Annotated in this window: 10 protein-coding genes; 3 read left to right on the plus strand and 7 right to left on the minus strand. The window is 72.3% G+C overall.

Going from position 1 to position 13,470, the window contains the following annotated elements; genetic code table 11:
- Nucleotides 1–474: 474 nt before the first annotated feature.
- Together LPA42_RS32065 and LPA42_RS32070 are read right to left on the minus strand one after the other, a co-directional pair.
- Complete coding sequence (locus LPA42_RS32065; RefSeq protein ID WP_228987094.1) at nt 475–996, minus strand: alpha/beta fold hydrolase; 522 nt, start codon at nt 994–996, stop codon at nt 475–477.
- A 55-nt stretch (nt 997–1,051) separates the two neighbouring features.
- On the minus strand, nt 1,052–2,014 hold the full coding sequence (locus tag LPA42_RS32070) for a TIGR03557 family F420-dependent LLM class oxidoreductase (RefSeq protein ID WP_077936905.1): 963 nt from the start codon (nt 2,012–2,014) through the stop codon (nt 1,052–1,054).
- Nucleotides 2,015–2,385: 371 nt separating this feature from the next.
- On the opposite strand from LPA42_RS32070, the gene LPA42_RS32075 reads away from it, so the two are divergent.
- On the plus strand, nt 2,386–3,759 hold the full coding sequence (locus LPA42_RS32075) for a cellulase family glycosylhydrolase (protein ID WP_077936906.1): 1,374 nt from the start codon (nt 2,386–2,388) through the stop codon (nt 3,757–3,759).
- A 59-nt stretch (nt 3,760–3,818) separates the two neighbouring features.
- On the opposite strand, the gene LPA42_RS32080 is transcribed toward LPA42_RS32075, so the two are convergent.
- The 5 genes from LPA42_RS32080 to LPA42_RS32100 form a co-directional block, all read right to left on the minus strand.
- A complete protein-coding gene (locus tag LPA42_RS32080; protein WP_077936907.1) occupies nt 3,819–4,883 on the minus strand; it encodes a MerR family transcriptional regulator in 1,065 nt (354 codons plus the stop codon).
- 82 nt (nt 4,884–4,965) lie between these two features.
- Nucleotides 4,966–7,098, minus strand: a complete 2,133-nt coding sequence (locus LPA42_RS32085; protein ID WP_077936908.1) for an alpha-galactosidase — start codon at nt 7,096–7,098, stop codon at nt 4,966–4,968.
- Nucleotides 7,095–8,006, minus strand: coding sequence for a carbohydrate ABC transporter permease (locus LPA42_RS32090; protein ID WP_077936909.1), 912 nt, complete (start codon nt 8,004–8,006; stop codon nt 7,095–7,097). Before LPA42_RS32090 ends, LPA42_RS32085 begins: the two co-directional genes overlap by 4 nt.
- Complete coding sequence (locus LPA42_RS32095; protein WP_077936910.1) at nt 8,003–8,959, minus strand: carbohydrate ABC transporter permease; 957 nt, start codon at nt 8,957–8,959, stop codon at nt 8,003–8,005. The genes LPA42_RS32090 and LPA42_RS32095 overlap by 4 nt, the downstream gene beginning before the upstream one ends.
- Nucleotides 8,960–8,981: 22 nt before the next feature.
- Nucleotides 8,982–10,313 carry an ABC transporter substrate-binding protein gene (locus LPA42_RS32100; RefSeq protein ID WP_077936911.1) on the minus strand — a complete coding sequence of 444 codons (1,332 nt, stop codon included), beginning with the start codon at nt 10,311–10,313 and terminating at the stop codon, nt 8,982–8,984.
- Nucleotides 10,314–10,599: 286 nt separating this feature from the next.
- Between LPA42_RS32100 and LPA42_RS32105 the strand changes: the two genes are divergently transcribed.
- The gene (locus LPA42_RS32105; protein ID WP_077936912.1) at nt 10,600–12,636 is read left to right on the plus strand and encodes a beta-galactosidase; all 2,037 of its coding nucleotides are present in this window, start codon (nt 10,600–10,602) and stop codon (nt 12,634–12,636) included.
- Nucleotides 12,602–13,375 carry a DeoR/GlpR family DNA-binding transcription regulator gene (locus LPA42_RS32110; protein ID WP_077936913.1) on the plus strand — a complete coding sequence of 258 codons (774 nt, stop codon included), beginning with the start codon at nt 12,602–12,604 and terminating at the stop codon, nt 13,373–13,375. Before LPA42_RS32105 ends, LPA42_RS32110 begins: the two co-directional genes overlap by 35 nt.
- The last annotated feature ends 95 nt before the right edge of the window (nt 13,376–13,470 follow it).

The raw sequence follows: 13,470 nt of genomic DNA on the forward strand, positions 1-13,470 counted from the left end.
CATCACCGGCCGGGTCTACGGTTGGGCCAAGGCCCTCAACGCCCTGATCCTCGCCTACAGCGACCGGATCACCATCTAACCGCATCGATCACACCACAGGCCCAAACACGGAAAGCGCCACACTCCCCTGCGCGGGAGGGAAGGTGGTGGATTGTGCGGGGCGAACGGCTCGGTTGCGCTGCGTTAGCGATGCGTATGTGGGTGCAGAGCAAAGGGAACGGTGGGAGTGGTGTCGCTGGCCGCGAGAATTGCGCTGAGTCGCCGGTCGATGCCGGACCGGACGCGCCGTTGTCGGCCGGTGATCCAGCCGTCGTGAGGGCGGGTCGCCGGGCCGGGGCCGGGCAGGGCCGCCGGGCTACCGGATCAGGTTGAGCAGGACGGTCAGCAGGATCGAGGCGACGACCGAGAACAGGATCATCAGCAGGCAGCCGAGGCCCCCGCCCGCCGGGCGGATCTCCGTGTTGCCGATGCGCATCAGGCCACCTTTCGCAGGGACGAAGCGAGCAGAGCACGTACCGCTGCGGCGACCTCGACCGGCGAGGTGGTGGCGACGTTGTGCGCCGCGCCCGGCACCGCCGCCGCGCGGGCGTCCGGGACCAGCCGGGCCAGCCGGTCCCGCCAGGCGGCCGGGACCACCGGGTCCCGGGCGCCGGTGACGACCAGGGTGGGCGCGGTGACCCGGGCGGCGTCCGCCTCGATCGCGTTGCGCACCGAGTGCGAGAGGGTGGCGTACACCCGCCAGGGGCGGGCGTCGACGACGTCGCGGAGCAGGATCGGGGCCTGCCACGGCGCCTCGCGCAGCGTGTCGACGAGCCAGCGACCGAACTGCCCCCGCCGGGTGCGGGCCGCCGGGTCGCTGGTGGGGCCGGCGAGCACCAGGGCCCGGACGAGCCGGGGGTACCGGGCGGCCAGCGCGGCGGCCACCTCCGCGCCGAACGAGTGCCCGAGCACGCACGCCGGCGGCAGCCGGTACGCGGCGAACCACGCCGCCGCCACTCGCTGGTCAGTCCGGCGGCGGGCCGGGGCGCGGCCAGGGCGAGCCGCAGCCGCCTCACAGCTCGCGGAGCCGGGGGAGCAGCTCCTCCCGGGCCCAGTCGAGGAACATGGGCTGGGTGTCACCGCCGACCTGCACCAGCGCCACGTGGGTGAAGCCGGCGTCGACGAACTTCTTGAACGCCGCGACGTGCCGGTCGGTGTCCGGGCCGCAGGAGATCCCCTCGGCGACGTCGTCCTCGCGGACGTACTGCGTCGCGGCGGTGAACGACTCCGGGCCGGGCAGTTCGGCGTTCACCTTCCAGCCCATGCCGAACCAGCGGAACTGGTCGTGTGCGATCTTGCGGCACTCCGCCTCGTCGGGGCCGTAGCAGATGGCGACCTGGCCGAACCGGGGCTGCCCCGCGCCGCCCGCGTCGTCGTACATCTGGATCAGGTGGGCGTCGGGCTCGGTGGCGACGAGGCCGTCGCCGTAGTCGGCGGCGAGCGTCGCCGACTGTCGGCCGGACGCGGCCACGGCCATCGGCACCGGACGCTCCGGCCGGTCCCAGACGTACGCGTCGGGCACGTCGAAGTGGTTGCCGGAGAAGGTCAGCGTCTCCCCGTTCAGCAGGGGCCGGATGATCTGCAGCGCCTCCTCGAACATCTCGTGCCGCTGCTGCACGTGCGGCCAGCCGCCGACGACGTGCTCGTTGAGGTTCTCCCCGGCGCCCAGGCCGAGGGTGAACCGGCCGTCCGACAGCGCCCCGATCGTGCTGGCCTTCTGCGCCACCACGGCGGGGTGGTAGCGGCGGATCGGGCAGGTCACGAAGGACATCAGCTCGGCCCGGCTGGTGGCGTGGGCAACCGCGCCGAGCACCGACCAGGCGTACGGGGAGTGGCCCTGGGAGTCGAGCCAGGGATAGTAGTGATCGGAGATCACCAACTGGTCGAAGCCGGCGGCCTCGGCGCGTACCGCGTAGTCGACCAGTTCCTTCGGCCCGGCCTGCTCGCACATCAGGGTGTAGCCGATGTTGACCATGGCGCATCTCCTTCGCTCTCCCGATCCACTCCGCATACCCCCGTGGGAGTCGGTCAACCCTCGACGGCCGTCGTGGCCTTGACGGGGCGGCCCTGGGTGGTAAGGTCCGGCCTTAACCGGTTCAGGCTGGGGGCGTCGCATCCTGTGGTGGGGATGACCGCACCTGTGGCGGCTCGCTGCCCCGCGAGCCGCCACAGGACATCCCCGCTGAGCCAAGACTCACTGAACCGGTTGCCCCGCATCAGCGATCGGCCTACGCTGATGCCTGCGCCGTCTCGGAGCCGGACGGCGGCTGACGGGCCAGCCGCCTTCTTCGTCACCACCACCGCACCCCCGCCGGGCACGGGGTTTGACCCTCCCTGAGGAAGGCCATGAGAAAACGTCTCTCCGTCGCGGGCGTCGCCCTGCTGACGGTCCTCGCCGCCGTGTTCGCCTTCGGGCAGCCCGCGCACGCCGCCGCCGGCTTCTCCGTCTCCAACGGCAAGCTGTACGACGCCAACGGCAACGAGTTCATCATGCGCGGCGTCAACCACGCCCACACCTGGTACCAGCAGCAGACCAGTTCCTTCGCCAACATCAAGGCGCTCGGCGCGAACACGGTGCGGGTGGTGCTGGCCAGCGGCGACCGCTGGGCCAAGAACGACACGGCCGACGTCGCCAACGTCATCTCCCTGTGCAAGGCGAACAAGCTGATCTGCGTCCTGGAGGTGCACGACACCACCGGCTACGGCGAGCAGAGCGGCGCGATCACCCTGGACCGGGCGGTCGACTACTGGCTGAGCATCTCCAGCGCCCTCGCCGGCCAGGAGAAGTACGTGATCGTCAACATCGGCAACGAGCCGTACGGCAACCAGGGCTACGGCACCTGGGCCACCGACTCGGCCAACGCGATCAAGCGGCTGCGCGCCGCCGGCCTCGCGCACACCATCATGGTCGACGCCCCCAACTGGGGCCAGGACTGGTCGTTCACCATGCGCGACAACGCGGCGTCGGTGTTCGCGGCCGACCCGCAGAAGAACACCGTCTTCTCCATCCACATGTACGGCGTCTTCGACACGGCCGCCGAGATCTCCGACTACCTCGGCCGGTTCCGCACCGCGAAGCTGCCGATCGTGGTGGGCGAGTTCGGCTTCGACCACTCCGACGGCAACCCCGACGAGGACACCATCCTGTCGTACACGCAGGCCAACGGCATCGGCTACCTGGGCTGGTCGTGGAGCGGCAACGGCGGCGGCGTCGAATACCTCGACATGACCACCAACTTCAACCCGAACGCCCTGACCACGTGGGGCCAGCGCATCTTCAACGGCGCCAACGGCATCAAGGCGACCTCGAAGGAGGCGTCGGTCTACGGCGGCATCGTCACGCCCACGCCGTCGACGACCGTGACGCCGACCCTCCCGCCGCCGACCACGACGCCCCCGCCGACCACCCCACCGGCCACCGGCGGCTGCACGGCGACGTACACGATCATCGGCCAGTGGCAGGGCGGCTTCCAGGGTGAGGTCAAGGTGACAGCCGGCTCCGCCGCCATCAACGGCTGGACGGCGAAGTGGACGCTCGGCAGCGGCCAGTCCATCAGCCAGGCGTGGAACGCGACGCTGACCAGCAGCGGGTCGAACGTGACCGCCACCAACGTCAGCTACAACGGCAAGCTCGGCGCCGGGGCCAGCACCAGCTTCGGCTTCATCGGCAGCTCCACCGGCACCCCCGCCGCCCCCGCGGTGACCTGCACGGCGAGCTGATCCCTCCGCACCACCGCGGTGGCCGGGCCCGTACGGGCCCGGCCACCGCGTCGCGTGGGCTAGACCGCGACGACGTCGGCGACCACGCAGGCGACGTTGTCGGGCGCGCCGACGGCGTACGCGAGTGCGACCAGCCGGTCCGCAGCCTCGTCCGGCCCGCCGACCTCGCCCAGCGCCTCACGCACCGCCGCCGGGTCGACCACCGCCGAGAGCCCGTCGGAGCAGAGCAGGTACCGGTCACCGGCGCGGGCGTCGCGCAGCCCCAGGTCCGCCTCGACGTGCTCGCCGCCGGCCCCGACAGCGCGCACCAGCACGGCCCGCTGCGGGTGGGCGGCGACCGCCTCTGGGGCCAGCCGGCCGGCGTCGACCAGCGACTGCACGTACGTGTGGTCCCGGGTGAGCCGGTGCAGCTCGCCGTCGCGCAGCAGGTACGCCCGGCTGTCGCCGACGTGCACCAGCGCCACCCGGGAGCCGGAGCGCAGCAGCGCAGTAAGCGTGGTGACCGGCTGGTGCGGGTCCACTGCCAGCCCGCGCACGGCGCGGTGGGCCTCGTCGACCCCGTCGGCCAGCAGCGCGAGCAGTTCGGTGGCCGGCATGTCGGCGGGCTCCAGCGCCCGGAGGACGTCGATGGCGGCGGCGCTGGCCGCTGCGCCGCCGGGCCCGCGCATGCCGTCGGCGACGGCCAGCAGCCGCTCGTCGGCGTACGCGGCGTCCTCGTTGCTGTCCCGCGCGGCCCCGATCTCGCACCGGGTGGCGTGGCGGACGGCGAGCGTGTGGTGGTCCACGACGGACCCCTTTCCGGACAGGTTGCCGACGAGAAGGGTGGCGAGGCGACCGCGTTCCGCCGTGTCGGCGGTTACCCGCCGCCAGTATGCGTCGACCGCCTCGGCCGCCGCCTCGGGCCGCAGCCCGCAGACGGCACCGATCTCGGCCAGCGGCATGCCGATGCGCCGCAGCGAGGCGATCAGCCGGGCCCGCTCCAACTGGGCCGGGTCGTAGAGCCGGTAGCCCGACTCGGGATCGACCGCCGCTGGCCGGAGCAGGCCCAGCTCGTCGTACAGGCGCAGCGCCTTCGGCGTCAGCCGTGCGGCCCTGGCGAACCCTCCGATGGTCAGCAGCCCCACGTCGCGTCCTCCTCGTGCCGGTCACCGCGACCGGCAGGCACCAGCCTGTGGCCTGCCCGAGGGGGAGGGTCAAGACGGGGGATCAGTCGACCGCGTCGACCTCCAGCAGCAGGGTCTGCTCGGGGTGCAGGGCCGGCAGCTGCAGGCCGACCGAGGCGAGCACCGCGCCCGACAGGGTCACCCCGGGCAGCCAGCCCGGGTCCGTCAGCTGCAGCACCGCCGGCTCCGGCACGCCGGCCGCCGGCCGGACCGCGTACCGGCGGGCCGGGTCGAGCCCCGGCAGCCGCAGCGCGCCCGGCACCTGGGCGACCGAGGTGGCGACGCGCGCCACGGCGTACACCGCGTGGGTGAGGTCTGCGGCGACCACGCCGTGCGCCCAGACGGCCGGGTCGGGGTGGTCGACCCGGACCACCCGGCCGGCGTGCAGCAGCGGTCGCAGCCGCTTGTGCAGCGCCACCCAGGCCGCCAGCTCGACCCGGTCGGCGGCGCTCGCCGAGCCGATGTCCCACTCGACGCCGAAGTGGCCGAACAGCGCGGTGGCGGCCCGGAAGCCCAGGTCGTGCACCCGGTGCGTGGTGTGCGAGCGGTCGGGCCCGACGTGGCTGCCGACCAGCTCCGGCGGCAGCAGCAGCCCGGTCCACCGCTGGATGGCCAGCCGTTCCAGGGCGTCGTTGCAGTCGCTGGCCCAGACCCGGTCGGTGCGGCGCAGGATCTCCAGGTCCACCCGCGCGCCGCCGGAGGAGCAGCTCTCGATCTCCAGCCCCGGGTGGCGGCCGCGCAGCTCGTCGAGCAGCCGGTAGGCGGCGGCGGTCTGCGCGTGCACCCCGGGCCGCCCGGCGTGACCGGCCTCCGTGAGGTCCCGGTTGTGGTCCCACTTCAGGTACGCGATGCCGTCGTGGTCGCGCAGCAGGGCGTCGAGCCGCCCCAGCACGTACGCGTACGCGCCCGGGTTGGCCAGGTCGAGCACCTGCTGGTGCCGCCACGCGGGCGGCAGCCGGCCGGGCACCTGGAGCACCCACTCGGGGCGGGCGCGGAACAGGTCGGAGTCGGGGTTGACCATCTCCGGCTCGACCCAGAGGCCGAACTGCATGCCGTGCCCGCGCACGTGGTCGATCAGCGGTTGCAGCCCGCCCGGCCAGACCGTTTCGTCGACGTACCAGTCGCCGAGCCCGGCCCGGTCGTGCCGGCGGCCGACGAACCAGCCGTCGTCGAGCACGAACCGTTCCACCCCGATGGCGGCGGCGTGGTCGGCGAGGGCGCGCAGCCGGTCCAGGTCGTGGTCGAAGTAGACGGCCTCCCACACGTTGAGGGTGACCGGCCGCGCCGAACGCGGGTGCCCCGGTCGGGCGCGCAGGTGGGCGTGCAGCGCGTCGCTGAGCCCGTCGAGGCCGGCGGTCGAGTGCGCCGCGTAGAGCAGGGGGGTGGCGTAGGACTCGCCGGGGCCGAGCGTGATCTCCCCGCTGCCCAGCAGCTCGCCGCCGCCCAGCGTGGCGTCCCCGGTGGGCCGCCGTTCGGCGAACGTGACGTGGTCGCCGCTCCACGCGGTGTGCACCGCCCACACCTCGCCGTGCCGGAAGCCGAACCCGGCGGTGCCGGCCACCAGCAGCAGCGTCGCGTCGTGCCCGGTGCGCCCGTGCCGGCCCTCCCGCACCCACGCGCCCATCGGCCACGGGTGCCGCTGCGGCGACCGTTCCCGGCACCACCGGCCGGTCAGGTCGAGCAGTTCGGTGGCGACCGCCGGCACCGGCAGCACCCCGGTCAGCTCCCGCAGCTCGTACGGGGTGTCGCCGTCGTTGCGCAGCCGGTGCCGCAGCAGCACCAGCCCGGCCGGGTCCAGCTCGACCTCGACGGTCAGCGTCAGCGCCGCGTCGGGGTCGCTGGCTGTCACCGCGACCCGAGCGGAACCGTCGGGCTCGTCGGTGACGTCGAGGGCGTCGAGGCGGAACGCCGTGGACCAGGCGGTGCCGGCGCGGTGCCCGGCCAGCCCGGGCCGGCCGCTCCAGCCGGCGCTCGCCTCCGGCAGCAGCGACAGCACGGTCGGGGCGTCGAAGCTGCTCGGCGCCACCGGCGGCACGGTCGCGGCGACCACCGCGGTCAGGTCGTCGGCGGCGAGCGGGCCGAGGTCGGCGCCCCAGTGCGCGACCCGGGGCAGCCCGGGGCCGCGTGCGTCGAGCACCAGGCTGGTCGCGGCCCGGCGTAGGTGGACGATCGTCATCCCTTCGAAGCTCCCAGCGTCAGGCCCCGGACGAACTGCTTCTGCAACAGGAAGAAGATCACCAGGGTGGGGATCGCGACCAGCACGGAGCCGGCCGAGACGAGGTTGTTGTCGGTGAAGAACTCGCCGCGCAGGTTGTTCAGCGAGCTGGTCACCGGGAACTTGTCGCCGGTGCGCATGAGCACGGTGGCCCAGAAGAACTCGTTGTAGATCCAGGTCACCTCCAGCGTGGCCAGCGCCGCCAGCGCCGGCCGGCACAGCGGCATGGTCACCTGCCAGTACTGCCGCCACACGCTGGCCCCGTCGACCATCGCCGCCTCGTACAGCTCGTGCGGCAGGGCCTTCATGTAGTTGCTCAGCACGAAGACGCAGAAGCCGCACTGGAAGGCGACGTTGACCAGGATCAGCCCCCAGTAGCTGTCGTAGAGCAGCTCCGAGTCGCTCATGAACAGCGGCAGCGGCACCTCGGTGAACAGCCGGAACAGCGGGATCAGCAGGGCCTGCTGGGGCAGCAGGTTCGCGGCGGTGAACAGGCCGAGCAGGACGATGTTGAGTTTCCAGCTGAACCGGGCGATGACGAACGCGACGCAGGAGGCCAGGAACAGCGTCAGCAGCACCGCCGGGACGGTGATGTAGACGGAGTTGAGGAAGTGCTTGCCGAACTCGGCGGTGCGCCACGCGGTGACGTAGTTGTCGAGGGTCCAGCCGCCGAGGGAGACGTAGCCGTTGGCGGCGGTGTATTCGTAGGAGCGCAGCGAGGTCAGCACGGCCCAGAGGATCGGGAACAGCCAGCCGACGGCGACCGCGCCCAGGAAGAGGTGCAGGACGACCCGGGCGGGTCGGGGCGGCCGGCGGCGGCGGGTGGACGCGGCGGCGGCCGGTACGCGGGTCGGGGCAGCGGCGGTCACTTCCGGTTCTCCCTCATGACGGTCGCCAGGTAGACGGTGATGAAGACCAGCGAGACGACCAGCATGAGCGTCGCCAGCGCCGAGCCGAAGCCGATGCGGCTGGCCTCGCCGACCACGTTCTGGGTGACCAGCGCGGAGATCAGCTCCAGCCCGTTGCGGCCCTTGTTGACGACCCAGACCAGGTCGAACGCGCGCAGCGACTCGATGACCGTCACCACCAGCACGATGATGTTGATCGGCCGCAGCACCGGGAAGACCACCTTGAAGAAGGTGGTGGCCTCGGACGCGCCGTCGACGGCGGCGGCCTCCCGCAGCGACGGGTCGACGCCCTTCAGCCCGGCGAGGTAGAGCAGCATGATGTAGCCGACGTGCCGCCAGCCGGCGGCGACGAGCACCGCCCAGATGTTGACGTCCGGGTCGCCGTACCAGTCGGTGCTGGTGCCCAGCGCCGCGTTGAGCAGGCCCTGGTCGCGGGAGTAGATGAGCTGCCAGACGAAGCCGATGAGCGCCAGCGAGAGCACCACCGGCAGGTAGAGCGCGGTCTGGTAGAACCGGCTGCCCCGGATCTCCTTGTCCAGCAGCACGGCGAGGAACATGCCGAACGGGGTGGCGACCACGAACAGCGCCGCGAGCCAGAGCAGGTTGTTCTGCACGGCCGGCACGAACGGCGGATAGATGTTGATCACGTCGGAGTAGTTGCGGCCGCCGACCCACTCGATCTCGCTGATGGGGCCGATGCCGTCCCAGTTCGTGCCGGACAGCGCCACCGTGGCCACGGCCGGGAACCACACCAGGCCGACGACCAGCAGCAGCGGTACGAGCACCATCAGCGCGATCACCACGCGGTCGGTGCGGGACAGGAGCCGTGGCCCGCGGCCGCGACCACCCTTGCGGGCGGTCGCGGCCGGCGACGACACGGCGGGATCCGCTTGGATCAGGGGCAGGTCGGACACGTGTCCTCGCCTCTCGCCGTCGTCAGTCGGTGAAGATCGACTTCTTCTGGTTCTCGATGCTGGTGAGCAGCCCGCTGATGTCCTTCGGGTCCTTGATGAACTGCTGGATGGCCGGGATCATCACGGTGGAGGCGAAGTCGGGCCGGGTGTCCCGGTCGAGGAACTGGGCGATCTCGGTGGCCGAGCCGACCAGTTCGGCGGCCTTCTTCTGCAGCGCGGTGTAGCCGCTGACGTCGGCGCCGCTGTTGGCCACCAGCGTGCTCGGGTCGTTCTTGACGGTGACGTCGGCGGCGTCCTTCGAGCCGAGGTATTCCATCAGCTTCTTGGCGTTGGCCTCGGACTTCGGCTTGCGGGCCATCATGTAGCCGTCGATCGGCGCGTCCAGGGCCTTGGCCCCGATCGCCGGGTCGATCTCGGGGAAGGTGAAGAAGTCGAGGTCGTCCTGCTCGTCGTTGCTGAACTGCTGGCCGACGAAGAGGCCGAGGAGGTACATGCCGGACTTCTTCTGCTGCAGCGACTGGGCCGCCTCCTGCCACGTCCGGCCGAGGCTGTCGGCCTGGTGCAGCGGCAGCAGCCCCGCCCACGTGTCGAAGACCTTCTTCACCTTGTCGGAGGTCCACGCCTCCTTGCCGGCCATCAGGTCGACGTGGAACTGGTAGCCGTTGATCCGCAGGTTGAGGATGTCGAAGGTGCCCATCGCCGGCCAGCCGTCCTTGTCGCCGAAGGCGATCGGGTTGAGGCCGTCCTTCTTCATCTGCGCGCCGAGGGCGTTCAGCTCGTCGAGGGTCTTCGGCACCTGGTAGCCGCGCTGCTGCCACACCGACTTGCGGTAGAACATCGCCCACGGGTAGTACGACGCCGGCACGAAGTACTGCTTGCCGTCGTCGCCGGTCGACGCCTTCTTGAACGCGTCGGAGTAGCCGGAGAGCTTGCCCCACACGTCGCTGACGTCGCCGGCCAGGCCCTTCGCCGCGAAGAACCGCATGCGGTAGCCGGCGAACCAGGTGTAGACGTCGTCCGGCTTGCCCTGCAGGTAGTTGTTGATGTTCTCCTGGAACGTGTTGTGGTCGACCGTGTTGATCGCGACCTCGACGCCGGAGGCGGTCTGGAACCCGGCCATGACCTTGGCGATCACGTCCTTGGGCTTGGGGTCGGACTGGTTCGAGCCGAGCGACACCGTCTTCGACTCCGCCCCGCCGGACTCGGAGTCCGAGCCACAGCCGGCGAGCAGGCCGGTGCCGAGCAGGGCGCCCGTGCCGGCCGCGCCGGCCAGCAGGGAGCGCCGGCGCAGGCCGGCGACGGACGGGGGTACGAGCCGGGCGAGGTACTCGGCCTGGGTGCGGGGACGGGACATGGTGCCTCCTGCGGCTGAGAAGGGGTGCGGCACCCGGGGGAGGGGTGGTGGGGGTGGTGGGGCGGTCGGCGTTCGGGAATGCCACAGCGGATCCACCGTGAACCCACATCAGCGAACACGAACGGCCATAGGCGCCTCAAGCTACTCGTCCGTCGGGCGCTGTCAAGGGTCGATCTGTCGATCGAAACCACGCTGTGACAAGGGGATCGACGCGGTAAACGTTGTAAAGAACCGCGATGTTGAAAAGTGTTGACTTGGGTGTGCCGCGCGGGCACGCTGTGCCCTCATGCGGGATCGACACGACACCGGCTGGCAGGGCGACGGCATCTACTACGGCGCCGACTACAACCCCGAGCAGTGGCCCGAGCAGACCTGGGCCGAGGACGTGGAGCTCATGCGCCGGGCCGGGGTCAACCTGGTCTCCGTCGGCATCTTCTCCTGGGCCCTGCTGGAGCCCACCCCCGGCACGTACGACTTCGGCTGGCTCGACCGCGCCCTCGACACGCTGCACGCCGGGGGCATCTCGGTCGACCTCGCCACCGCCACCGCCAGCCCGCCACCGTGGCTGGCCCACGCCCACCCCGAGACGCTGCCCCGCCGCGCCGACGGCACCGTGCTGTGGCCGGGCGGCCGGCAGGCGTACTGCCCCAGCTCGCCGGTGTTCCGCGAGCGCTCGCTCGCCCTCGTCGAGGCTGTCGCCACCCGCTACGCCGACCACCCCGCCGTGGTGATGTGGCATGTCTCCAACGAGCTGGGCTGCCACAACGTGCACTGCTACTGCGACGTGAGCGCGGCGGCGTTCCGGGGCTGGCTGCGCGAGCGCTACGGCGACCTGGCGGCCCTCAACGAGGCGTGGGGCACCCTCTTCTGGAGCCAGCGCTACGGCGACTGGGCCGAGATCAACCCGCCGCGCGCCGCGCCGACCTTCGCCAACCCCACCCAGCAGCTCGACTTCCTGCGCTTCTCCTCCGACGAGCAGCGCGCCCAGCTGCGCGCCGAGCGCGACCTGCTCAAGCGGATCGTCGCCCAGCCCGTCACCACCAACTTCATGGTGGGCATGAGCAAGCACATGGACTACCACTCCTGGACCGCCGACGTGGACCTGGTCGCCACCGACCACTACCTCACCGCCGCCGACCCGCAGTCGCACGTCGGGCTGGCGCTGGCGGCCGACCACACCCGGGGCGTCGCCGGTGGCGCGCCGTGGCTGCTCATGGAGCACTCCACCAGCGCCGTCAACTGGCAGCCCCGCAACGTGGCGAAGGCACCGGGGCAGCTGCGCCGCAACAGCCTCGCCCACGTCGCCCGCGGCGCCGACGGGGTGCTGTTCTTCCAGTGGCGGGCCTCCCGGGCCGGGGCGGAGAAATACCACTCGGCGCTCGTCCCGCACGCCGGGGCGGACACCAAGGTCTTCCGCGAGGTGTGCGGGCTCGGCGCCGACCTCAAGGCCCTCGCCGAGGTACGCGGCAGCCGCGTCGACGCCGACGTGGCGATCCTGTTCGACTACGAGGCGTGGTGGGGCGTCGAGCTGGACTCCCACCCCAGCGTCGACGTCACGTACGCCGACCGGCTCGCCGCCCTGCACGGCGCGCTCTGGCGGGCCGGCGTCACCGCCGACGTGGTGCACCCGTCCACCGACCTGTCCCGCTACCGCCTCGTGCTGGTGCCGACGCTCTACCTCGTCCGCGACGCCGACGCCGAGGCCCTGCACGGCTGGGTCGCCGCCGGCGGCACCGCCCTGGTGACCTACTTCAGCGGCATCGTCGACGAGCACGACCACGTCCGGCTCGGCGGCTACCCCGGCGCGTTCCGGGAGCTGCTCGGCATCCGCACCGAGGAGTTCTTCCCGCTGCGCGAGGGCGAGCGGGTCACCCTCGACGACGGCTCCGCCGCCGACGTGTGGACCGAGTGGCTGCACCCGGCCGGCGCGGAGGTCGTCGCCGCGTACGCCGACGGGCCCCTGCCCGGGGTCCCGGCGCTGACCCGCAACGCCGTGGGCGCCGGCGCGGCCTGGTACGCGGCTACCCGGCTCGACGACGCCGGCACCGACCGCCTGGTGGCCCGGCTGCTGGCCGAGGCCGGGGTCCGGCCGGCCGCCGACGCCCCGCCCGGGGTGGAGGTGGTCCGCCGCCGGGGTGACGGGCGGAGCTGGCTGTTCGTCGTCAACCACACCGACCGCCCGGCCCGGATCGCCGCCACCGGCACCGAGCTGCTCGCGGGCGGCCGGTGCGCCGGGGAGCTGGAGGTCGCCCCGGGCGAGGTGGCCGTGGTCCGGGAGGAGGACTCCGATGCTCGCCCAGCAACGGCAGAACGCCATCCTTGAGCTGATCCGGCAGCGCGGCGGGGTGCGGGTCAGCCACCTGGTGACCCGCTTCGGCGTCTCCGACATGACCATCCGCCGCGACCTGGAGGCCCTCGCCGAGCGCGGGCTGATCGACAAGGTGCACGGCGGCGCGACCCTGGCCGGGCCCGGCTCGGCCGAGGAGCCCGGCTTCGCCGCCAAGTCGATCCGACAGCGCGACGAGAAGCGGGCCATCGCCGAGCGGGCCGCCACCCTCGTGGAGCCCGGCATGGCGATCGCGCTCTCCGCCGGCACCACCACGGCCGCCCTGGCGACCCTGCTCGCCGACGTGCGGGGGCTGACCGTGGTGACCAACTCGATCCCGGTCGCCGACGCGCTCTACGCCGACCCGCGCGCCGACCGCACGGTCGTGCTCACCGGCGGCATCCGCACCCCGTCGGACGCGCTGACCGGGCCGGTCGCCGAGGCCGCCGTCAGCACGCTCAACGTCGACGTGCTCTTCCTCGGGGTGCACGGGATGAGCCCGCGCACCGGCTTCACCACCCCCAACCTGCTGGAAGCCGGCATCAACCGGCGGCTGGTGCACGCCGCCCGGCGGCTGGTGGTGCTGGCCGACCACACCAAGTGGGAGACCATCGGCATCGCCACCATCGCCCCGCTCGCCGACGCGGACGTGCTGATCACCGACGCGGGGCTCGACCCGGCCGCCCGCGCCCCGCTCGCCGAGCAGGTGGGCGACCTGGTCGTGGTGGAGGTGTAAGGAAGGGCCCCTTGTTAACGCATACGGTAGAGAAGGGTCCCCTTCTCACGCCCTGGCCACGCGCTTGGGCGCCGCGCCCGGGTCTGGGCGCCGCC

Origin of the sequence: Micromonospora sp. DH13 (genome assembly GCF_020873825.1) — a bacterium.
In the GTDB taxonomy this organism is placed as follows: domain Bacteria; phylum Actinomycetota; class Actinomycetes; order Mycobacteriales; family Micromonosporaceae; genus Micromonospora; species Micromonospora haikouensis.